Origin of the sequence: Vibrio sp. B1ASS3 (assembly GCF_905175355.1) — a bacterium.
GTDB lineage: Bacteria > Pseudomonadota > Gammaproteobacteria > Enterobacterales > Vibrionaceae > Vibrio > Vibrio owensii.
The window spans coordinates 1,714,788-1,735,153 of sequence record NZ_HG992742.1 but is presented as its reverse complement, the minus strand read 5'-3'; the positions used below and the strand labels follow the sequence as shown (position 1 = coordinate 1,735,153).

Sequence of the window (20,366 nt, the reverse complement as noted above, 5' to 3'; positions counted from 1 at the left end):
TTAACCAATGTGTCCTACGGTGTGAAGGATCCACACCATCAAGAAACTCAACAACACACCCACCACACCTAACACGACACCAACACGCGCCATTTGATTGCTTTGCACATGGCCAGTAGCGTGAGCCAACGCATTTGGTGGCGTACTGATTGGCAGAGACATACCAAGCGATGCCGCAAAGGTCACCACAAGAATCAACGTCACTTCACCGCCGAGCGGTGTTAACGATGCCATTGAGGTGCCGAGCGCCGCCATAATTGGCATCAGCAAGTTCGCTGTCGCGGTATGAGACATAAAGTTCGCCATCAGCAAACACAAGAACGCCGCACCGAACAGCACCACATAAGGCGAGAATTCATCAAATGGAATGCTGTGAACCACCAGCCTCGCCAAACCTGTCTTGTCTAGTGCAAGACCCAACGCAATACCGCCAGATACCAACCAAAGCACATCCCAAGAAATCTTTTTCAGATCTTCTTTGTTGATGATGCCCGTCAGTGAAAATACCGCGACCGGAATCAACGCTACCGTGTAAGAGTTCATACCGTGCGCTGAGCCCATCAACCAAAGCAGAATCGTGCCCACAAACGTGATGTACACAATGATGGCTTTCGGCGTTTTCAAGAATTTACTCTTGATGTTGAGGTCAATTTTTGTCGTCTCAGCTTTGTAGAGAAAATCGATCAGGAACCATGCTAGCGCCATCATCACAATGACAAACGGTACGCCAAACACCATCCATTCTCCGAAGGTAATAAGGTTGTCACCCACTAGGTATTTAAGCGCAATCGCGTTCGGTGGCGTACCAATTGGAGTACCAATACCGCCGATGTTTGCCGCGACAGGGATACACAACGCAAACGCAATGCGCCCTGGATCTTTCGGGCCAAACACCGCGATAACCGGCGTCAAGATGGACAACATCATCGCCGTCGTTGCTGTGTTCGACATAAACATCGAGAAGATTGCCGTAATCAGCATTAAGCCCAGCATGACGTATTTCGGGTTTTGTCCGAACGGCTTAAGCAGTACGCGCGCTAAGTTCACATCCAATCGATACTTGGTTGCCGCCATCGCGAGGAAAAATCCACCTAAGAACAGCATGATGATTGGGCTGGCGAACGTGGCCATGATGTCACTGTATTGCAGCAACTCACCAAAATGAGGTTCTCCCTCATCAAGCCGAAAGAAAATGATGCCCTTGTTGGAAACGAGCAACAACTCAAGCACGATGATCACCACAGAGGTGGCGTAAATTGGGATCGGTTCAAATACCCAACAGAGTGCAGCAAGCAAAAATATCGCGATAACGCGCTGCTGAATGATGGTCATACCTTCGAATGGAAACGCTGACAGTGGCATCAGCAAAATGAGCAAAGGGATCACCGTTGGGATGATGTATTTGAGATAAGGGCGCATAGTACTACTTCTCTTCCTGAGATGGTTTGCCGTGAGATAACTGACGTAAGGAGCTGTTTTAACTGGCTTCCTTTCGCCACTCCGAAGAGAAATTATGCGCGCGCTTTTGAGGAGGAATTCTGGTGTTAGATCAATGAACTCTTATTCACTGCAGAAAACATGCGGTATCTGTGTTCAAGCTCACTAATTGAGCGAGGATTATTTATTGATCACACATCCTTTTTGTCTAAGAGCCTTTCCATTACATAGTTGGTTAACGTTGCACCACGGACTTCGATTTGCTGCTCATTCACGACAGTAAAACCCATGCGCTCATAGAAAGGACGAGCGGTAATACTCACTTCTGAATAGATCCTATCCACCCCTTTTACTTCTGCTTGCTTGATTACATGAGTCATCAATGCACGTCCCACACCTTGCCCTTGGTATTCATGATGGCAGAAAAAGTGATCGACTAATCCACTTGGCTGTACATCGCTGTAGCCCACGATGACGCCATCTAGCTGAACGACAAAAGGCTGGATAGCGGTCATTTTCTTTAGCCACAGTTGTGCATCAAATTCGTCCGGCGCCCAAGCTTTCACTTGTTGCTCGGTGTAATCTCTAAGATTAATGTTGCGGATAGTGTTGTAGAAAAGTGCCCACAGTATCGGGGCATCTTGCTCACGAAATTCACGGATAATCATCCAATGCCTCTTAATAAATCAATCTGCATGAGTTGCCCTCGCCCACTTGGTTCTCCTACTGGATACCAGCCATGTTTTCGATAAAAACGTTCACCGGCATCATTGCCCGGAATGCAGCGTAATCTGGCGTAGGCACAACCACCATCGACAAAACGCTTCAATAAGAAGTCTTGTAACTGCTTCCCCAGTCCTTGATTGCGGAATTCTGGCTTCAAGTAAAACAGGTTAATGTAACCAAATCGCAGCCCTTCATCGTCCAAAACCGGATGTCGACACTCCAGTTGCCCTATGATTTGACCATCTTTAATGGCATGGAAGAATCCCGCTTCGTTGTCATTAACGATCGATTGAAACCAAGAAGTGATTTCTTGAATATCAAACCCATCCTGATGGCCAAAACTGACCTCATAAGCGTCTTTTCGAAACGCGATACACAAATCCAAATGACGTGATAAATCTACAGGAATAAATTCCATCTAAGCCAATCCTTTTTATTCTTCGTCTTTTTGCTATATAGACATTAGTTATTTTATATAACCATAAATTCAAGAATTTTATAATTCAACTGTCGGTCATTTGAAAACATGCTTTTATAGGAGAAGTTATTATGCATACATCATCTGTTTCCCAAAAACCGACACAATTTGGTTACTACCTTGGCGTATTTGGCGTTGCCCTTGTTCTTATCTGGCTGGGTATTTATAAATTCACCCCAACTAAAGCCAAATTAATTGAACCTTTGGTGGTTAATCACCCTGCCATGTCTTGGCTATACGGCATCATTTCCGTTCAAGCTGTATCTAATATCATTGGCTTAACCGAAATCATCGTCGCAATCGGCCTATTGGTTGGATTGAAAAAACCAACGGTTGCTTACTACTCGGGTATCGCTGCAAGTGTTATCTTCCTCGCGACACTGAGCTTCCTAGTTACGACACCAAATACTTGGAAAGTTTCCGACGGTGTTTTGATTGCGAACTTTTTCCTTGTGAAAGATATTCTGTTCCTTGCGATTTCAATCAGCGTGGTTGAGCGAAACAAACCAAGTTTGACGCCGGCGATTGCGTAGTTTTAGAGATAGAAAAGAGAAAGAGAAAGTCGAAAGCATCAAAAGTATCGACCCCTCTTAAAGCATGGTTGTCGCTGCAAAGCCCCGCACTATTTACGGGGCTTTCTTTATTTACCAAACTGTTTATTGAGGCATTAAGCTTCTATCAGTCCTTGCTTTTTTAGCTCCGCGGTTATGGCATTACGGGTTCTACCATGCTCTTCTGCGAGCGAGGTTATTTCTGTACCAGAGGAAAACTGTTCAGATAAACGCTCGCGCTGCTCCGGTGTACAAGGCAATCCTGCGTTCTTTGGTAAACCATTCAATTCATTTTCTCGCTGTCTTTGCTCAATGGTTCTTTTGGTTTTGTTCGCTTTTGATGATTGCTTTAAGTCTTGCAAAACAGCAAACATTGCTCGAATAACGATAGGATCGTTGTAAAGAGATTCACTTGGCAGCACCTCTCCTGTTATTGGATTCGTGCCATTCGCTAAGGCTTCTATTACTTTCCAATGTGCTTCCATTACTCTCCTCCTTGAATTACTTATGCCCTCATCAAACCACTAGCGATAAGTTAATCAAAAGGACATATAAAGAGTTTGGAGAGACTAGCAATTAGAAACAGACTGATATTTAGTTCAATTACATCGCCTCTTTCTAACCGGTCACAAATCTGTACTAAAAGCGAAAACCTGCCATAAGCAGAACACTAACCAGTGTAGGGATGGACCACGCTAAAACGCTTCGATATGGCAGCATGTGAATGAGGAGAGACGGATGACGTTTCAGTTCCATCATTGGAAAATGAGTAAGCCAATGCTGCTCCGGACTTGTAAAACATGCCCAAAAGCGTCGTGTATAAGGGTTAGCACAGATAGCATACACATAGCTGGAACAAATTGACCATATTCCTAGAAAGCCAACGAGCTCAACGAGGAAGAATGCTTCTAGGCTAATAGGTAACACGGTAGGTCCACTTAGCAATACAATGGCAATGAAAAGCCATATCTTACGGTTCATATACGTTCCTTGTACTGTTCTTCCTTAACTCTTCCAATCCTTGGAGCGCTTTTAACGTCGATGACTCCAGAAGCGGCTTATCGTATTTTCGTCTGATGTTAAGTGCTTCATTAAACAGCGCTTCTGCCTCTTTCAATCGCCCCTGCTCTACATACAACTTGCCCAAATGCTGATAACTAAAGCTCAAATACAGCTCAGTGGCAGACGCCTGACTTTGTATGAACAAGCTTATCGCTTCATCATAGTCGCCCATGTACTGTTTTGATGTTGCCAAAACGTGCAAAGCCCAAAAATGATGCTTGTTACTCAAAGCGCTTTTCGCGACACGCTCTCCGATGTTTATTGAGGTTTGGTAGTTGCCCAGCACTCTTAAGCTGTCAGATAACAAAATCTGTTGCCATTGCAACGCCTCTGGCTGCCTTCGAAGCCAAAAGAGAAGACATCTACTCCCGCTTTTGCACAGTCGTGTAAGCGCATCTAAGTTGGGTTTATCTCTTTGAAATTTCATCATTGCCATTTCGGATTGTGATTTGAGCATTCTCATCGCTATATATGGCTTTGCTTGGATTACCATCGACAAAATGCAGGGCGGCATAATCACTGATACCGTAGCAGATCACATCAAGATGACTACGAGCAAAGCGCTCGAACAGGTCGTGTTTCTCGTCGTTCTCAACAAAGTGAGCAGATGCTAAACCTTTCAAAAGACCAATCCCTTTGATGATGGAGTAAGCCTCTGGATCACTATCGGTAATCCCATAATCGAACCAACAAATAGCGCCAGCACTCATCCCGCAAAGTATGGTGCCGCGGTTGTAACACTCTTTGAGAATCTCATCGATGCCCCATTCTTTCCATAGAGCCAACATAGAACGGGTATTGCCACCGCCAACGTAAATCACGTCTTGCTCGAACAAACTGGTTCGCCAGCCTTTCTCTAACTTGAACAGAGGAAAGTGTGTGAGGTGTTCACTCAACTTGGCATTGTGGAAACGGGTGATGACCTCCTCCGCATCGCCAGTAGCAGTTGAGAGATAACAGATTTTGGGGTTCTTCTTGCCCGTTAAATACAAGATGTACTCGTCGAGTTGGCTTGGGATCTCTCCCATCATCCAGCCGCCTCCACCCAGAACGACGCAATGTTTCTCCATACGAGTGCTCTTTTAGTCCTTTAAAAAACATGCTTTGTGATGAACAGAATGGAGAGTTAACGCAAGAACTTAAAACCCTTTACACTCCATGTTCGGAAACGGAAATACGAGCGTTTTAAAACACCCCATTTGTATTCCGTACCTTACCACCAGCAAACAGGTTATACAGTCGCATGTCCATGCTGATTCCTTGAACTGCATCCCAATGTTCTACTAATTCACCATCTTCCACCTTCCATGTATCGATGATGTTCATCCCTTTTGAATCATCATCACGATGCGCTGCCTTAAGCGTGGCATGAGAATGCACAATGACGTGTGCTCCATCTACAAAAACGTACTTCACATCGTAGCTAAACTCTGGTGCATTTTTCACCAAATCACTCATGGTTTTGATAACGCCCTCGATACCATCTGCCATATTGCGATTGTGCTGTTTATAGTTTTTACCTTTGAAGCGATCTCGGATGGCGTCAAAATTATGATCGTTCATTATCTGTTGTACAAACGTCAACGCAGCCTCTGCATTCGCTTTGTCTTCCTGACTCCAATGAGCCTTGATAAAGGATTCAAACTCAATCTTTGAATTAGTCATAAGTTACTCCAATTTCGGTTCTCGTCGGCCACTTCCTCGTGGCTTTAATTTAGATTGCACTTTGCAAGTTAAATAATTTGCTTGCATTTTGCAAGTCAATTATCATAACCACAGTTATCAAGATTAAATCGAGGAATATCATGTCTAGACGCTCCGACTGCCCAATTTCCAATGTTCTGGATATCGTTGGTGATAAATGGAGCCTACTTGTGCTGAGAGATCTGATGTTTTTTGGTAAACACTCTTTCTCCGAGCTACAAGGCTCAGAGGAAAAAGTCGCCACAAACATTTTGTCGAGTCGCTTGGAAAATCTTGAAAAAGAGGGATTAGTTCAGAAACAGGTAGACCCTTCTGACAAGCGAAAAAAGGTCTACTCTCTGACACAAAAAGGCAAGGATATGCTGCCTATTCTTCTAGAAATGATGATTTGGAGTAGTAAGTACGCTCCAGAAACGAACGCCCCAAAAGACTTTCTCGACAGAGCGATAAATGACCGAGAGCGCCTGATTAACGATGTGTTTAAGCGCCTGGATGGTTAGTACTTCCACAAATAGAAAAAGGAGCGATTGACCGCTCCTTTTTTCTCAATGTACGAAATTCTCAAAATCAAACTTGAGCATTATTCATCTGTTTTTGTTAAGGCATTCGTCAATAACAAAAGACAATCACTGAACCACTTAGACTGCAACAAAGTAAGCTTTTTAGAGTTGAATTACGACCATTCGCCTCGCAAAATTAGTGTTCTTTTTCACAGCATTATCGTAGATAAGATCAGCAAAACAACCAACACAGAATTTTATTTATATTAATGATTTTATTGATATTTATTTTCCTGCCATATCGAAGTTACTTCGCTTAGCGAATTTATATCAGACCATTTTTCTGTGACTGGTGCTTCTTAATTTCTGATTGTAATCGAATACAATACATATGCACCCCGTGCAATAAAAAAGGAATTATATGAAAACGCTTATTTACGACACGCTTGTCAACCTTGCTAACCAAGAACCTGAACACCACGCAAAGATTCGCCAAAATCTCTATGAGCAATTGGATTTGCCATTTGATAAACAGCTTGCTCTCTACGCATGCGCACTTGGTCCTGCGAGTTCTGGTAAGTTGGAGAGCCGTCAAGGTATCGACAATGCGGTAGACAGCGCAGTGAGACTGTTAACAACTCCTGAACGTTAATCAGCTTTACACTTGTAACGGCCCAACTCCCCTGACGGGCCGTTTTTCTTTAATTCAATATGATTCTTCTCGAACGATTAACCTGAAAGACATTGCCCCATAATGCCAAACGCGCAGCCCATCGCAATTGCCCAAGATATCGAACGTAAAATGCCCAAGTTCAATAAATAAAGCAAATGGTAGGCAACTCTGAAAACAATATGTGTCAACGCTAGGAACTGAACATTCGCGTTTATAGTGTCGGTCGATATAGCAACAAGAACCGCCGAGGCAAATACTATTAAAGATTCAAAAGCGTTTTGATGCGCAGCTAACGCCCTAGCACCAAACCCCTTCAATTCAGCCTGTTGTTCGCGAGGATAGTTATTGTCGTAGCCACCAGCTTTATGCATCGCTACAACAAGGGGGATTTTTGCAATGTAAGGAAGCAAAACAGCAACGATTAAACAAAAAATCAAAATGTCCATGTGTCATCCTTGTTTGCATTGAAGTGTAAACACTAAAACCAACGCATAGTGAAAATGCCACGCGTTGCGAATCCCTCTTGAACAGTTTGTTATGTGCGTGCTAACTGAGGTACTTTTGCCAATGTTGCTGCCCTTTCAAAACTACTCTGTAATCTTTGTAGTCCAATGAACTGTAGAGCTTTTTAGCTGCAACATTATCATCACCGACTTCTAGTGTGATTTTGAGGTAATCATTATCACGACAATACTGTTCGATACCATTCAATTGCGCCTTGCCAACCCCTTTACCGCGAAAGCTGTCCGACACCATAAAATCATGGATATTCATAACTCTTTGCGCACGATAAGTTGAGAACGATTCAAAGCAAACCGCAAAACCAGCAGGTTTATTGTCGACAAAACTGATAAATCCGTGGAAATAAGGCAACGCAAATAGCCGAGCAATTACTGAGAGATCTAGTTCAACTGAGAATCCAGACAGATACTCTTTGAACAGAGTCTCGAATATACTTTTGTCCTCAATGCTTTCTGTTTCGATACGCCTGATTGTGATTTCCATATTCATTTCCACCAAAGCACATAACGCCAAATTAAGGTGTGAACAACGCTAACACCTCACCTAAAACATTGTGCCATAAACACTAAACTGGCTTGAAGTGAAAGCGCCGAGCGTTGTGAATCACTCTTAAATTTATTGTTATAACACAGTTTTACACGTCATCTTCCGATAAAATTTGACGACAATTACGAACTGTTAGTACGCGGATTTCGTGACTTAAACTGTAGATAACACGATAGTGACCAAAGATGATTTCGCGATAGTTCGTGTGGGGCATTTCAGGAACAAACCGCCCCATTTCAGGCATACTTCCAAGTAGTTCAGTTTTATCAAAAACTTCGTTTACCCACCTCTCTGCTGCAGGTGGGTTATCCAAAGAAATAAACTCCGCTGCATCACCTAGTTTCTGAAGTGCTAATGGAGACCAGACTACTTTCATTTTTTAATACGCCCAAGTACTTGAGCACGCGCATCATCATTGGAAACACCGAGACCAGAAGCTAACTGAGCTTCTGCTGTGCGCATTTCTTCCAGTAATTCGATTTTCTCTTGCATTGCTTCATACTCAGCAACATCGAGAACGACAGCAACACCTTTGCCACGTTGCGTAATAACCAATGGACGACGAGTCTCATTGATTTGTTTGATGTATGAAGCTACACCGGCACGAAACTCAGACAAAGGCTGAATATCTTGATCGAAATGAATACGACTCATATTGAACTCCCATTAGTACAAAATAACGTACAAATAATAGTTCAACTGTCCTTTTTGAGCAAGAAGTTGATTCTGTGTTATAACGCTCTGTTAAGGGGTGAGCAACGCAATACCGAAGCCGCCGCAAACCACCTTAAACACTAAAATCAACGCATAGTAAAAATGCCACGCGTTGCGAATCCCTCTTGAACAGTTTGTTATGTGCGTGCTTACGTTATGCACCAAACTGCTTTATACGCTTGGCACCAATAAAAAACCGATACTTACTTTGTTGAAGTAAGTCTAAATGGCGCTCAAACTTGGGTAAGCCATTGGACAAAGACAGATGGTAGACGAGTCCATTACCGGCGTACACTCCAACGTGTGCTCCGTATGAGTCAGCAGAGTCGTTGTACAACATGATATCTAGCGGCTTAAACTCAGTGACCACCTCACTGAACTCTGAGTCATTCCACAGTTCACTAGAACGGTGGTTAGGTGGATTTAGACCGAAGTCTCTGAGCAGATTATACGCAAAGACCTGACAGTTAGCTCCAAGCGTTAAGTCGGAATCATCTTTGCAACCTGGAATGCGGGATGAAACGTATCTTACATTTTTGAATCTATCGGGAATATCCATGTCCATTTTCTCCCTAAGCGCATAACGCCCTGTTAAGGTGTGAGCAACGCAATACCGATGCCGCCGCATACCACCTTAAACACCAAACGCAACGCATAGTAAAAATGCCACGCGTTGCGAATCACTCTTAAACAGATTGTTAAGCCGCAATTTTATCGCTGTCAATTTCTCTTGGAAGAACTGCTGCTAAACAATTTACAGAGGCTTCAAACTTTTCCGCTGGCCCTCGAGTTGATAATTGAATTAGCTCATTAAGACCTGATTGGCTTGTGAATGACATTTCCTGATATAGGCAAATTGGTAGCTCATGGTTATCTTTAAACCTGCGGTCTGGTCCACCGGACTTATTTGCGTATTTCCACGTTTTATCAACGATCAATGCATCAGCAGGAACTGACTCTTCTTCGATAAATTTTTTGTCTCCGACCATCACAACCAAATCTTGGTAACTCACAGCTCCGACACCTGTAGTGTCATAGACCAACACTCGGTCAGGAAAGAAATGTAATGTTTGACGACCTACTGCAATAGAGACTGTCTTCACATTTGTTTTTAATCGTGGCGGTTCTGAGATCATAATCGATGTCAGCTTTCGATCTATAAGATTGCTTGCACCTGCATGATATTTTTTATCAAGAACTTTGCCTGAGGCTGATATATGCCAACATTTATTAGCTTTTGCCATTTGTTCTGCTGCCGAAAACAGCTTGTCATAAGCAAGTTCCATTTCGGAGTCAAAGTCATAGAAAAGTACTGTTGTCTTAGCTAACGTGTCTCTCGTATAACAAACCCAAGTAGAAACACCCCCCAACACAGCAGTCAAAGCGACAACCCATTTAGGGAGCTCGGCATTATGAATTCCAAAAACAACAGCGAAAAATAGAATAAAAATAAAAGGCCATGAACTAGACTTTTTCTGTTTCTCATTAAGCTCCTTTAGCAGCTCAGCTGAAGAAGAGTCTACTATCTGCGAAACATGCGCTGACTCAATTTCTTTCAGTGGTTCGTGAGTCGGTGCTTCGAAGGACTCTTGATAGTTGGGCTGAATAGTGTCGTCGACAATTCGTTCCTGAGAACCAATCGGAATAGTCGAACGATAATAAATACCATTCGCTCCAATACGGACATAGTTACCTCTTGGACCAGTTCCGACTCTCAGACCTTTAACACCAGCTGAAACGCCAAATCCAGATTTTGACAAATTGAAACGAAATGGGCCAACGCTGATACTCTTTCTTATGTAGAGTCCCATATCTTCTCCGAACTTAAATTGACACTCTTGCGGCTTAACGCCCTGTTAAGGGGTGAGCAACGCAATACCGAAGCTCCCGCATACCACCTTAAACACTTAAACCAACGCATAGTAAAAATGCCACGCGTTGCGAATCACTCTTAAACAGTTTGTTAGTTGTTTTTTTGCATACGCTCTAGAATATAGTCTTGCAGAGCTAAACCTTTTAATTTTTGCTTGCAGCCATTTACTCGAACCCAAGTGTCACCAGATGAATTGAAAAACAAACCAATGGTGTTTGATTTTGGGACGTTTACTTCAAAAACATACCCATTCTCGGTATTTATTACTGAGTGAAACCTAACAGTGATTTTTGTTGGATCTATTGCTGGCTGAATCGTACCAATCTTAGCGTTAACAACTTTGTTTATCTCGTCCTTTTGTGCCGTTGATAGATGTAAACTTTTCACCTTACCATCATCGCAAATGCCCCAGAAAATACTACCACCAGATCCGTTAAGGAATGCAACCACGTATTCGTCAACCAAGTTCTGGATAGATTTAGCAGGATTACTTCCTTTTACTTCTTTAAACTCATGGGTCAAATCTTCTTCTAAAGAACAAACCTCACCCTCAATGAATCTATGTTGAACATTATCTTCAATGACTTCCAGTTCATCAGGAAGAGACTCAAAAAACGTTCTAAGTTTTTTAATGCTCCCCGAACTCATACGGACAGACTGAGACATTTTATTTATAGAGCCACAACTCGCGATCAACGAATCTAGTTGCTCAAGTGCTCTAGTTTTACCAACCAGTTGACCCCAAGTTTCAATTTGTCTATTCCGTTGAGGACCACTTTGCAAACCGCCGGGATAGTACCTATCGTTGATTACTTCAAAAGCGATATCTAAATCCCAGTTCTTATTAATGATCACAATTGCTTCCTATTATCCCGAAGTTTGGTAAAACAACTAACGCCGCATTAAAGTGTGAACAACGCGACCACGAAACCCAACCTTACCACCGTAAACACTGAACTCAACGATGGAATGAAAAATGCCAAGCGTTGAGAATCACTCTTAAATGCTTTGTTATGTTTTTTTGCCACGAAACACTTGGCTTGAGTGCACTAGGTCGCCTTTATTTATACCTTGCTTGAACTTTCGCATATCTAGCTTAAGGCTTACCCAAAGCAGAAAATCCACACGGAATGCTAACGTAAAAATTGTTTTCTCGACTATCGCTTGAGAAGCTAACTGGCTAACTTCAATTTTGCCAAGCATAGTCATATAAAGGTCTTTGTTATCAATAGCAGAGTCCAATTTGCTATTAATTATCGACGTGTAAGCGCTAATTGCACCGTCCAGCCTAAATGCCAGTAATGGATACTCTTGTGAGATCAATGATACTGATTCATTAATTTTGCCTAACGTCTTTTCTGAAAAGTTGAGATGCTTTTGAAAACTTCGCTGTCTACCCCTTTCCCAAGTAGCAAGATCACTTGGAGCGTTACTTTTATAATACTCTTGGACTCTCTTTACTTGAAGCATATCAAAGTTCAGTTTGTATAAAGTAGCTATAGCTTGCTTTATAGTTCTAGCTCGCGCCGCGCGGTTTTTCATAAAACCACCAAGCTCACTCAGCCCCCAACCAAGAGCTACCCCAAGAATAGGAAGCAAATCTTTGATTTCCATAACCTCTCCGAAAACATAACGCCCTGTTAAGGGGTGAGCAACGCAATACCAATGCCGCCGCATACCACCTTAATCACTTAAATCAACGCATGGTAAAAATGCCACGCGTTGCGAATCCCTCTTGAACAGTTTGTTATGTGTTTTCACCTGAAGCTTTTGGAGCAGTATTCTTTGCTATCTGAATCAATGTATATGATATGCCACATATGAAAAATTTGGCTATCCATAACATTATCCCAGATACGAGAGCGCCAATACCTAGTTGAACTCCATGCAAGACAGTGGAAAAGATACCAACTGCTACTATTAGTACTGCTAGACATGTTACAACCACATCCATGATTCTGATTAGTGACTCAAATCGCTCGACTTTTTTCATTTACACTCCCTGTAATTCATTTAAAAGCGGATATTATCTCATTTTAAGTAGCTGGCTCGACGTAATCCTGACCAAGACACATAACGCCCTGTTAAGAGGTGAGCAACGCCATACGAAAGCTGCCGCATACCACCTTAATCACTAAAACCAACGCATAGTAAAAGTGCCACGCGTTGCGAATCCCTCTTGAACAGTTTGTTATGTGCGTGCTTACGTTATGCACCAAACTGTTTTATACGCTTAGCGCCAACGGCGTTTTTCAAGGTAGTTGTCATCATTCGCTTACTTATTAAGCGGCTTCTTTATCTGGATTTAAGTGAACCACTCCAGCTGGCTCACAGTTCCTAATATCATCTGACCATCGCTCTGGATTCTTGCGCTTTGCTGCAAGTAACACCTTTGCGCGACGCTCTAAAATCTCTCGGTCTTTACCATTGTGTCGCTGTGAAGGTGTCACATAATTTATCTTGCTATGCTTGTGTTCCGTATTGTACCAACGTACAAAAGCCTCAACCCAACAGCGACTCGCATCCAACTGTTCAAAGCCTTTTGTTGGCCAACTCGGCATATACTTTACCGTTCGGAACAGTGACTCCACATACGGGTTATCATCGCTTACTCTTGGGCGACTATAAGATGAGGTAATGCCTAGCTCATCCATTTTTGCTTTGAACGTCAGTGATTTCATTGGTGCTCCATTATCCGAGTGCAGCACCAGCGGTTGATTAAAGCATTGTTCACGCATCAACGTTCGTTGCAATAACTGTGACGCTAGCTCACCACACTCACATTCATAGACATCATAACCAACGATTTTGCGGCTGTAGATATCTTCTATTACGTACAGATAGTAGTGCTGTCCACGAACTCTTGAAGGCAAGTAAGTAATATCCCATGTATAGACTTGGTTCGGTCCTGTTGCTGTATAACTTGTTGGCTTAGGTGGTTTTTGCCGACTTCTCTGACGCCCTCGATTATGAAGTTGACCTTGCGCTCTCAGAACCCGATAGTAGCTCGCTTCAGAGGCGATATACTCGCCTTTATCAAGAAGCGTCGGAACGATTTGAGTCGGTGGTAGACTAGCGTATTCCGAGCGATTACAGACCTCTATAATCGCATCCCGCTCTTGTTGTGATAGCTTATTCGCTGGCTCTGGCCTAGTACATATTGGCCTTTTGTCAGCTTGAACTTCACCTTGCTGATACCAACGCCGATAAGTTCTCAGGTCGATTTGGGCTTCATGGCAAGCTGGCTCTAAACGGCAACCACTTTGTCTAGCCTCGTGTATAAGACCAACCAAGCACTGCCTTTCATCGGTTGAGGTTAGTCGTCCTCTGGCTCTTCCCCGTAAAAGGCTCTCAGCTTTTTTCGCAGGACTAACAGAGCTGCGGTTTCAGCGAGCGCCTTTTCTTTGTGTCGTAGTTCTTTTTTCAGCTCTTTAATTTCAAGCTTGTCGGCTTTCGCTTGTTTCTTAGCTTCGGCTTCACGCTCTTTACTCGACATGAAGCCTTGCATACATTCGCTTCGCCAGTTTTCCACTTGCTCGGGGAACAGGCCTTTTTCACGACAATATTGGCTGAGTTCATTCTCGGTCATCGAGTAAGTTTCAGCGACGATGGCAAGTTTAGTTTGAGCAGACCACTGCTCTGATGAAGTATTGCTATTTGGCACAGCGGCTCCTGAACGTCTGAGTTGCTGTCGCCAATGATACAGGGTTGCTGTACTAATACCTTCTTCTTTTGAAACCTGGCTTACCGACATGGAGTATGGAGGCAGTAGTTTCTTCAATATAGCTTCTTTTCTTTCTGCTGGAATACGAGACAAAATTCATTCTTTACCGCCCAAACTGGTTAAATTTTAACAGTGACAACTATCCTGCCAGAGGGGGCCAATAAAAAACTGATACCTACTTTGTTGAAGTAAGTCTAAATGGCGCTCAAACATGGGTACGCCATTGGATAAAGAAAGGTGGTAGACGAGTCCATTACCGACATACACCCCAACGTGTGCGCCGTATGAGTCAGTAGAGTCGTTGTACATCATGATATCTAGCGGCTTAAACTCAATAACCACCTCACTAAACTCCGAGTCATCCCACAATTCACTAGAACGGTAGTTAGGTGGATTTAGACCGAAGTCTCTGAGCAGGTTATAAGCAAAGACCTGACTGTTAGCTCCAAGCGTTAAGTCTGAATCATCTTTGCAACCCGGAATGCGGGATGAAACGTATCTTACATTTTTGAATCTGTCGGGAATATCCATTTCCATTTTCTCCCAAAGCACATAACGCCCAATTAAGGGGTGAACAACGCCTTCCCCCAAACCTAAAGCATTGTGCCATAAACACTAAATTTGAAGTAGAAGCAGAAATGCCAAGCGTTGTGAATCCCTCTTAAATTGCTTGTTAGCTTTGCTTACGTCGATCTTTCAAGCCTAAGCTTACATTTATTTCTTCAATCCAATCTGTAACAACTTTATAGGTTTCGCGTGACGGCTCCCCATTAGACACTAGCTTTAACTGTTTCAGAAAGTACACTCCAGCTTTAAAACCTAGCTCCATAGTTGCTCTTTGAGGAAAAGTGACTCGAAAAATATAGCTCGTCTTATTTAAGGCCTTTTCGCGATATGTAGCAACACAGTGTTTCATTACCCTACCCTCTTGGATCAACTGATTAACAGAAGAAATGAACTGAAACTGCGTATCACTTTGGACGGGAAAAGGCTCAAAGTTAATATCATTAGTTAAATAAGTATGACTTTTGTTTAACTGACGGATCCACTTTCTATGCAGTGACTCTAGTTGTTCTGTCGTTTCACACGCAGCAACTAACATTTTGCTGTTTTTGAAATCCAACGCATTTCCAAGTTCTATTGTATCTTGATAGGTTTTTAACAGTTCGGCGATTCCGACTTTAACCGCAGCAAAGTAGTTACATTTCGTGCTAGATAATTCTGGTAAAAGTCCTGAGCCGATTAAAAAAGGATAAGCATGGACGAGATATAGCTCAAGTGAGTTTATTTGCTCTCTATGTTTGAAAGAGTCCACTACAGCTTCACTTTGTAGAGACTGCTTTATTATGGCAATTTCTTCTTCAGAGCCATTTAGAACATCAAGCTTCTTTAAAAACTTAACGTGTTTACCAGTACATTCCTGCCCTGTGATTTTTGATAAAATTTCCCTACGCTTTATTAAACTATAGTAGCTGAAAGTGTGATGGCTCCAGTTATTGTCTAACTCAGATACCATTAACCATACAAGGGTTGGGAATGAATCAAATAACTCTCGTATCTCTCGACTTGAGTTCACAGAGTTAGTCAAAAGAATTTGTTTATGTGCTATTCGTTTTATCCAGTCAATATGATTAGGGGAAATAACATTTGATAGCCACGAAAACTCTGGTTCCTCATACAATTCGATAACAGGTAAGTCGATATCGAATAGATTCACATCTCGCTCGAACGAACAAATACGATCAACATAGACTAATCCATTTTTCTCTTTAAAAGCTATGTATATATCTGTAAGTGGCTGAAATGAAACCAGTGTTTTATTCCGTAAGGAATAAACCTTTAAACCTTTGAACATAACTATGACTCTAGTTCTCTAAGCTTTAACCTAAGCTCTTTAACAACTGACTTTAGCTCTCTTTTTTGGGTCTCGGTAAACGTTGAGCTGATACCACTACGTTCAGCAAATTCAAGTTCTAAGAGCTTACCACGAGCTACGATTAAATTTATTTCATTCAATGAGCCAACAGCTTTAGTGCCCTCTTCTGCCAACTTACCGAGTTCAGCTTCTATAGGCCCTATTTTGATTTTGGACTCATTGCCTGTAATGAGCCTATCAACAAGTTTAGTCAACGGCTTGCGCAACATTAGTACTGTCAGTACGGCAACGCCCGGCCAAGAAGCTAACAGCTCAAGAACTTGCATAAAATTATCCAATGTTATCTCCTATTTTGTAAAGCTAACGCCTTGTTAAGGTGTGAGGCACGCAATACCTAAGCTCCCGCATAACACCTTAACCACTAAAATCAACGCATAGTAAAAATGCCACGCGTGCCGAATCACTCTTGAACAATTTGTTATGTTTATTACCACCCGCCAGTACGTTACCGTAAATGAGCAGAACAATTTTACCGGCTAAAAACTTAGCTTTTACCTGCTGCTAAAAAAGCAGAAAATCCCATAAAAACAAAGGATATGAAGAGTGACACCATAGAATATCGAATGACAGTAAACAACCAAGAGCTACTTTCAGGATACTTCGAGATATTTTCGCTACTTCTTACGTAATTAAAGAGAAGCGCACTAGAAAAAGGAACAAACAAAAAGTAGATCGCTTTATATCTACTCGGGTCTATTCTTTTCATCTGCAATCCGAGGGAAATACTACTCCCAAGGAGCACTATCATTGAAGATATGAGCACTAGAAAAGCCGCAAATGCTAGTAACGAATACACATCCATCAACTCTCCTTTTTCACAATAAGCATCTGAATATTAACTATAGTTTTCTACACTCGACTAAGAAACATAACGCCCTGTTAAGGTGTGAGCAACGCAATACCGATGCCGCTGCATACCACCTTAAACACTAAACGCAACGCATAGTAAAAATGCCACGCGTTGCGAATCACTCTTAAACAGTTTGTTATGTGTTTAACATTTTAAGAGTTTCTTTCACCTCTTCCGACAACTCTCGAACACACTTAGCAAAAAGATATTCTGCATCTTCTGAAACCAGATTGTCATTTGGTAAAAGGGTCGGTTCAATTTTACCATCGAACAATGGGTACAAATTGTGAACTACGTAATTGCGACGTTCCAATATGTAACCCAACAAAAAAACGACGTCTTTATTCACAAGTTGGTGTTCTTTGCAGCAACCGATTAAAGGACCTAATGTCGGTTTATCTAACTTGATTCTAACTTTAACCTCTGAGGCAATAATTATTTCTTTCAATCTAGATTCAAGTTTTGAAACCAATAAAGTTAAACGCCCCAAATACAAACAAAATTCATCACTCTCAATCAAGTGCTAATAAAACTCATGATTCATATACTGAACTCAAATTAAACACATAACGCCGCGTTAAGGTGTGAGTAACGCAATACAAAGGCCTCCGCATTACGCCTTAAACACTAAAACCAACGCATAGTAAATTCGCCGAGCGTTACGAATCTGCTTGAATTGTTTGTTAGATGCCCGGCCACTAAACCTGATTTAGTAGTGGTAGCGACATGAAATTATTGTTATCGCTTGATCATCTACTGCGTAAACAAGCCTATTAGTGTCGTCGATGCGGCGAGACCAAAAACCAGATAAGTTCTCTTTTAACGGCTCAGGTTTACCAATACCCTCAAAAGGAGAACGCTTAACATCATTGATAAGTTTGTTGATGCGCTTAAGTGTTTTCTTATCTTGGGTTTGCCAATACAGATAGTCGCCCCAAGCCTCATCAGTCCACGATAGTAAACGTTGACTACTACTCATCAATTAACTCTCGTGCTGTTGTGTTTCCAGCACGGTACTGTGCTATTGATCGGTTTAGGTGTTCAGCATTCTTAGGAGAACGTAGTAAGTGCACTGTCTCCATAAGGCTGTTGTAGTAATCTAAAGACATAACCACAGCATCCTCAGAGTCACGGCGTGTAATGACTGTTGTATCTGCGTCATTAACTACACCGTCCAAAACAGCTTTAAGACCATTTCTAGCTTCAGTAAAAGATACGATTCTCATAAGAACCTCCATATGTACATTTAATGGAACAAGTATAGTCTTCAGCCACATACTTGTACAGTAAATTGAACATGCGGTGTTGAAAAGGCAACTAACGCCGCATTAAGGTGTGAGCGACGCTTGGCTATACTTGAGCGAAGCGAAACTGCCAAGCGTTGCGAATCACTCTTAAATGCTTTGTTATGTGCGTGCTAATTGAGGTACTTTTGCCAATGTTGCTGCCCTTTCAAAACTACTCTGTAATCTTCGTAGCCTAATGAGCTATAGAGCTTTTTCGCTGCAACATTATCATCACCGACCTCTAATGTGATTTTGAGGTAATCATTATCACGACAATACCGTTCTATACCATTCAGTTGCGCCTTTACCACGAACGTTGCCCGACACCATAAAATCATGGATATTCATCACCCTTTGCGCACGATAAGTTGAGAACGATTCAAAGCAAACCGCAAAACCGGCAGGCTTATCATCGACAAAACTGATAAATCCGTGGAAATAAGGCAACGCAAATAGCTGAGCAATTACTGAGAGATCTAGTTCGACTGTGAATCCAGATAGGTACTCTCTAAACAAAGCCTCGAATATGCCTTTGTCTTCAATGCTTTCTGTTTCGATACGTCTGATTGTGATTTCCATATTCATTTCCACCAAAGCACATAACGCCTTGTTAAGGTGTGAGGCGCGCAATACCGAAGCTCCCGCATAACACCTTAACCACTAAAACCAACGCATAGTAAAAATGCCACGCGTGCCGAATCACTCTTGAACAATTTGTTATACATTTATTCCGCCGCCTCTCGAAGCCAACTATCTAAGGACTCACGCGGATTTAACCTATATGCTCGTTCAACGTTTGTCACGTCTGGCGGCATGATTTCTGCGTTGATATAAAGTTTATTTCGACAATTTAAGCTATCTAAATAACCTTCAATATCCAAGCGCTTAAGAGTCGACTCCATCGCAGGTAAAAGAACTGCCGTAGTTTCTTCACTAAAACCACATTCAGCGGTCACATTGTCCAAAAGCAGTTCAACATCTGAGAAGTATTCATCGCAGAAACCAAACAACGGTGAGTCTGCATATGACCATTTTATTTCTTCTCGGTCTTCAAAGGATGAAGCTTCGGTTTGTAACAGTTCGTCAGACCAAGCCGAAAATATAGGTCGATGCCCCTCTCCAGTTGTGACCAAAGCTACGTAATAAAAGTGATGCTGCGGAAACTCAGACGACAACCTTACTATTATTGATTTGGTCGCCTTGTAGAGCATACTTTCTAGTTGCTTAAGTTTCATATTGCTCCAAATGTATAACGCCCTGTTAAGGTGTGAGCAACGCAATACCGATGCCGCTGCATACCACCTTAAACACTAAACGCAACGCATAGTAAAAATGCCACGCGTTGCGAATCACTCTTAAACAGTTTGTTATGTGTTTAACATTTTAAGAGTTTCTTTCACCTCTTCCGACAACTCTCGAACACACTTAGCAAAAAGATATTCTGCATCTTCTGAAACCAGATTGTCATTTGGTAAAAGGGTCGGTTCAATTTTACCATCGAACAATGGGTACAAATTGTGAACTACGTAATTGCGACGTTCCAATATGTAACCCAACAAAAAAACGACGTCTTTATTCACAAGTTGGTGTTCTTTGCAGCAACCGATTAAAGGACCTAATGTCGGTTTATCTAACTTGATTCTAACTTTAACCTCTGAGGCAATAATTATTTCTTTCAATCTAGATTCAAGTTTTGAAACCAATAAAGTTAAACGCCCCAAATACAAACAAAATTCATCACTCTCAATCAAGTGCTAATAAAACTCATGATTCATATACTGAAC

Annotated in this window: 27 protein-coding genes and 1 pseudogene; 3 read left to right on the top strand and 25 right to left on the bottom strand. The window is 42.1% G+C overall.

The genetic code is table 11. The features are described 5' to 3' along the window. From KJB05_RS08230 to KJB05_RS08220, 3 genes are all read right to left on the bottom strand, one after another. Window positions 1-1,419: an SLC13 family permease gene (locus KJB05_RS08230; RefSeq protein ID WP_171370927.1), complete on the bottom strand. Its 1,419-nt coding sequence runs from the start codon at window positions 1,417-1,419 to the stop codon at window positions 1-3. 209 nt (window positions 1,420-1,628) lie between these two features. Next, on the bottom strand, window positions 1,629-2,105 hold the full coding sequence (locus KJB05_RS08225) for a GNAT family N-acetyltransferase (RefSeq protein WP_208444450.1): 477 nt from the start codon (window positions 2,103-2,105) through the stop codon (window positions 1,629-1,631). Beyond that, window positions 2,102-2,581 (bottom strand): GNAT family N-acetyltransferase, encoded by a 480-nt coding sequence (locus tag KJB05_RS08220; RefSeq protein ID WP_208444451.1) that lies wholly within the window; start codon window positions 2,579-2,581, stop codon window positions 2,102-2,104. Before KJB05_RS08220 ends, KJB05_RS08225 begins: the two co-directional genes overlap by 4 nt. Before the next feature lie 131 nt (window positions 2,582-2,712). On the opposite strand from KJB05_RS08220, the gene KJB05_RS08215 reads away from it, so the two are divergent. Beyond that, complete coding sequence (locus KJB05_RS08215; RefSeq protein ID WP_208444452.1) at window positions 2,713-3,174, top strand: DUF417 family protein; 462 nt, start codon at window positions 2,713-2,715, stop codon at window positions 3,172-3,174. 134 nt (window positions 3,175-3,308) lie between these two features. Here KJB05_RS08215 and KJB05_RS08210 read toward each other — a convergent pair whose 3' ends face one another. The 4 genes from KJB05_RS08210 to KJB05_RS08195 all read right to left on the bottom strand — a co-directional run bounded on the left by KJB05_RS08210 (window position 3,309) and on the right by KJB05_RS08195 (window position 5,919). Next, on the bottom strand, window positions 3,309-3,677 hold the full coding sequence (locus KJB05_RS08210) for a hypothetical protein (protein ID WP_208444453.1): 369 nt from the start codon (window positions 3,675-3,677) through the stop codon (window positions 3,309-3,311). 485 nt (window positions 3,678-4,162) lie between these two features. Then, complete coding sequence (locus tag KJB05_RS08205; RefSeq protein WP_244868319.1) at window positions 4,163-4,579, bottom strand: tetratricopeptide repeat protein; 417 nt, start codon at window positions 4,577-4,579, stop codon at window positions 4,163-4,165. A gap of 82 nt (window positions 4,580-4,661) precedes the next feature. Beyond that, window positions 4,662-5,324, bottom strand: coding sequence for a peptidase E (locus tag KJB05_RS08200; RefSeq protein ID WP_208444455.1), 663 nt, complete (start codon window positions 5,322-5,324; stop codon window positions 4,662-4,664). A gap of 115 nt (window positions 5,325-5,439) precedes the next feature. After that, window positions 5,440-5,919 carry an ester cyclase gene (locus KJB05_RS08195; protein WP_208444456.1) on the bottom strand — a complete coding sequence of 160 codons (480 nt, stop codon included), beginning with the start codon at window positions 5,917-5,919 and terminating at the stop codon, window positions 5,440-5,442. A 140-nt stretch (window positions 5,920-6,059) separates the two neighbouring features. Between KJB05_RS08195 and KJB05_RS08190 the strand changes: the two genes are divergently transcribed. Both KJB05_RS08190 and KJB05_RS08185 read left to right on the top strand, forming a co-directional pair. After that, window positions 6,060-6,458, top strand: coding sequence for a helix-turn-helix domain-containing protein (locus KJB05_RS08190; RefSeq protein WP_080641587.1), 399 nt, complete (start codon window positions 6,060-6,062; stop codon window positions 6,456-6,458). 421 nt (window positions 6,459-6,879) lie between these two features. Continuing rightward, complete coding sequence (locus tag KJB05_RS08185) at window positions 6,880-7,110, top strand: PAS factor family protein (RefSeq protein ID WP_005442035.1); 231 nt, start codon at window positions 6,880-6,882, stop codon at window positions 7,108-7,110. Window positions 7,111-7,187: 77 nt separating this feature from the next. Here the strand turns inward: KJB05_RS08185 and KJB05_RS08180 are convergent, their stop codons facing one another. The 18 genes and pseudogenes from KJB05_RS08180 to KJB05_RS08060 all read right to left on the bottom strand — a co-directional run bounded on the left by KJB05_RS08180 (window position 7,188) and on the right by KJB05_RS08060 (window position 20,261). Next, a complete protein-coding gene (locus KJB05_RS08180; RefSeq protein ID WP_208444457.1) occupies window positions 7,188-7,577 on the bottom strand; it encodes an MAPEG family protein in 390 nt (129 codons plus the stop codon). Window positions 7,578-7,677: 100 nt separating this feature from the next. After that, window positions 7,678-8,136 (bottom strand): GNAT family N-acetyltransferase, encoded by a 459-nt coding sequence (locus KJB05_RS08175; RefSeq protein ID WP_038898338.1) that lies wholly within the window; start codon window positions 8,134-8,136, stop codon window positions 7,678-7,680. Window positions 8,137-8,287: 151 nt separating this feature from the next. After that, complete coding sequence (locus KJB05_RS08170; protein ID WP_182020508.1) at window positions 8,288-8,575, bottom strand: type II toxin-antitoxin system RelE/ParE family toxin; 288 nt, start codon at window positions 8,573-8,575, stop codon at window positions 8,288-8,290. Beyond that, on the bottom strand, window positions 8,572-8,853 hold the full coding sequence (locus KJB05_RS08165; protein ID WP_000086647.1) for a type II toxin-antitoxin system Phd/YefM family antitoxin: 282 nt from the start codon (window positions 8,851-8,853) through the stop codon (window positions 8,572-8,574). Before KJB05_RS08165 ends, KJB05_RS08170 begins: the two co-directional genes overlap by 4 nt. Before the next feature lie 214 nt (window positions 8,854-9,067). Beyond that, a complete protein-coding gene (locus tag KJB05_RS08155) occupies window positions 9,068-9,472 on the bottom strand; it encodes a hydrolase (RefSeq protein ID WP_244142897.1) in 405 nt (134 codons plus the stop codon). A gap of 139 nt (window positions 9,473-9,611) precedes the next feature. Beyond that, the gene (locus KJB05_RS08145) at window positions 9,612-10,724 is read right to left on the bottom strand and encodes a DUF4236 domain-containing protein (RefSeq protein ID WP_208444459.1); all 1,113 of its coding nucleotides are present in this window, start codon (window positions 10,722-10,724) and stop codon (window positions 9,612-9,614) included. Between the two features lie 152 nt (window positions 10,725-10,876). Continuing rightward, window positions 10,877-11,641 carry an ATP-binding protein gene (locus KJB05_RS28935; protein ID WP_208444460.1) on the bottom strand — a complete coding sequence of 255 codons (765 nt, stop codon included), beginning with the start codon at window positions 11,639-11,641 and terminating at the stop codon, window positions 10,877-10,879. A gap of 156 nt (window positions 11,642-11,797) precedes the next feature. Beyond that, entirely contained in the window at window positions 11,798-12,400 is a 603-nt protein-coding gene (locus tag KJB05_RS08135; RefSeq protein WP_208444461.1) for a hypothetical protein, read from the bottom strand. Between the two features lie 668 nt (window positions 12,401-13,068). Beyond that, a protein-coding gene (locus tag KJB05_RS08125; protein ID WP_208446524.1) for an IS3 family transposase occupies window positions 13,069-14,603 on the bottom strand; the annotation gives its coding sequence in 2 pieces (ribosomal slippage) (window positions 13,069-14,141 and window positions 14,141-14,603; 1,536 coding nt in all). A 33-nt stretch (window positions 14,604-14,636) separates the two neighbouring features. After that, window positions 14,637-15,041, bottom strand: a complete 405-nt coding sequence (locus tag KJB05_RS08120; protein WP_244868318.1) for a hydrolase — start codon at window positions 15,039-15,041, stop codon at window positions 14,637-14,639. Window positions 15,042-15,183: 142 nt separating this feature from the next. Next, complete coding sequence (locus KJB05_RS08115; RefSeq protein ID WP_191116413.1) at window positions 15,184-16,365, bottom strand: PcfJ domain-containing protein; 1,182 nt, start codon at window positions 16,363-16,365, stop codon at window positions 15,184-15,186. Between the two features lie 2 nt (window positions 16,366-16,367). Further along, complete coding sequence (locus KJB05_RS08110; RefSeq protein WP_208446443.1) at window positions 16,368-16,724, bottom strand: hypothetical protein; 357 nt, start codon at window positions 16,722-16,724, stop codon at window positions 16,368-16,370. A 708-nt stretch (window positions 16,725-17,432) separates the two neighbouring features. Further along, window positions 17,433-17,744 carry a hypothetical protein gene (locus KJB05_RS08095; RefSeq protein ID WP_213053110.1) on the bottom strand — a complete coding sequence of 104 codons (312 nt, stop codon included), beginning with the start codon at window positions 17,742-17,744 and terminating at the stop codon, window positions 17,433-17,435. A 261-nt stretch (window positions 17,745-18,005) separates the two neighbouring features. Continuing rightward, window positions 18,006-18,275, bottom strand: coding sequence for a Txe/YoeB family addiction module toxin (locus tag KJB05_RS08090; RefSeq protein ID WP_069509627.1), 270 nt, complete (start codon window positions 18,273-18,275; stop codon window positions 18,006-18,008). Continuing rightward, on the bottom strand, window positions 18,268-18,522 hold the full coding sequence (locus KJB05_RS08085) for a type II toxin-antitoxin system prevent-host-death family antitoxin (RefSeq protein ID WP_208446444.1): 255 nt from the start codon (window positions 18,520-18,522) through the stop codon (window positions 18,268-18,270). The genes KJB05_RS08090 and KJB05_RS08085 overlap by 8 nt, the downstream gene beginning before the upstream one ends. 191 nt (window positions 18,523-18,713) lie before the next feature. Beyond that, window positions 18,714-19,161: pseudogene (locus KJB05_RS08080) on the bottom strand (GNAT family N-acetyltransferase). 146 nt (window positions 19,162-19,307) lie between these two features. Continuing rightward, entirely contained in the window at window positions 19,308-19,817 is a 510-nt protein-coding gene (locus tag KJB05_RS08070) for a DUF4303 domain-containing protein (RefSeq protein WP_208446445.1), read from the bottom strand. Between the two features lie 132 nt (window positions 19,818-19,949). Next, window positions 19,950-20,261: a hypothetical protein gene (locus tag KJB05_RS08060; RefSeq protein WP_213053110.1), complete on the bottom strand. Its 312-nt coding sequence runs from the start codon at window positions 20,259-20,261 to the stop codon at window positions 19,950-19,952. Window positions 20,262-20,366: the final 105 nt, after the last annotated feature.

Coding starts and splice junctions, on each gene's coding strand:
- KJB05_RS08230 (WP_171370927.1), bottom strand. CDS start 1,419: ATGCGCCCTTATCTCAAATACATCATCCCAACGGTGATCCCTTTGCTC.
- KJB05_RS08225 (WP_208444450.1), bottom strand. CDS start 2,105: ATGATTATCCGTGAATTTCGTGAGCAAGATGCCCCGATACTGTGGGCA.
- KJB05_RS08220 (WP_208444451.1), bottom strand. CDS start 2,581: ATGGAATTTATTCCTGTAGATTTATCACGTCATTTGGATTTGTGTATC.
- KJB05_RS08215 (WP_208444452.1), top strand. CDS start 2,713: ATGCATACATCATCTGTTTCCCAAAAACCGACACAATTTGGTTACTAC.
- KJB05_RS08210 (WP_208444453.1), bottom strand. CDS start 3,677: ATGGAAGCACATTGGAAAGTAATAGAAGCCTTAGCGAATGGCACGAAT.
- KJB05_RS08200 (WP_208444455.1), bottom strand. CDS start 5,324: ATGGAGAAACATTGCGTCGTTCTGGGTGGAGGCGGCTGGATGATGGGA.
- KJB05_RS08195 (WP_208444456.1), bottom strand. CDS start 5,919: ATGACTAATTCAAAGATTGAGTTTGAATCCTTTATCAAGGCTCATTGG.
- KJB05_RS08190 (WP_080641587.1), top strand. CDS start 6,060: ATGTCTAGACGCTCCGACTGCCCAATTTCCAATGTTCTGGATATCGTT.
- KJB05_RS08185 (WP_005442035.1), top strand. CDS start 6,880: ATGAAAACGCTTATTTACGACACGCTTGTCAACCTTGCTAACCAAGAA.
- KJB05_RS08180 (WP_208444457.1), bottom strand. CDS start 7,577: ATGGACATTTTGATTTTTTGTTTAATCGTTGCTGTTTTGCTTCCTTAC.
- KJB05_RS08175 (WP_038898338.1), bottom strand. CDS start 8,136: ATGGAAATCACAATCAGGCGTATCGAAACAGAAAGCATTGAGGACAAA.
- KJB05_RS08170 (WP_182020508.1), bottom strand. CDS start 8,575: ATGAAAGTAGTCTGGTCTCCATTAGCACTTCAGAAACTAGGTGATGCA.
- KJB05_RS08165 (WP_000086647.1), bottom strand. CDS start 8,853: ATGAGTCGTATTCATTTCGATCAAGATATTCAGCCTTTGTCTGAGTTT.
- KJB05_RS08155 (WP_244142897.1), bottom strand. CDS start 9,472: ATGGATATTCCCGATAGATTCAAAAATGTAAGATACGTTTCATCCCGC.
- KJB05_RS08145 (WP_208444459.1), bottom strand. CDS start 10,724: ATGGGACTCTACATAAGAAAGAGTATCAGCGTTGGCCCATTTCGTTTC.
- KJB05_RS08135 (WP_208444461.1), bottom strand. CDS start 12,400: ATGGAAATCAAAGATTTGCTTCCTATTCTTGGGGTAGCTCTTGGTTGG.
- KJB05_RS08120 (WP_244868318.1), bottom strand. CDS start 15,041: ATGGATATTCCCGACAGATTCAAAAATGTAAGATACGTTTCATCCCGC.
- KJB05_RS08115 (WP_191116413.1), bottom strand. CDS start 16,365: ATGTTCAAAGGTTTAAAGGTTTATTCCTTACGGAATAAAACACTGGTT.
- KJB05_RS08090 (WP_069509627.1), bottom strand. CDS start 18,275: ATGAGTAGTAGTCAACGTTTACTATCGTGGACTGATGAGGCTTGGGGC.
- KJB05_RS08085 (WP_208446444.1), bottom strand. CDS start 18,522: ATGAGAATCGTATCTTTTACTGAAGCTAGAAATGGTCTTAAAGCTGTT.
- KJB05_RS08070 (WP_208446445.1), bottom strand. CDS start 19,817: ATGAAACTTAAGCAACTAGAAAGTATGCTCTACAAGGCGACCAAATCA.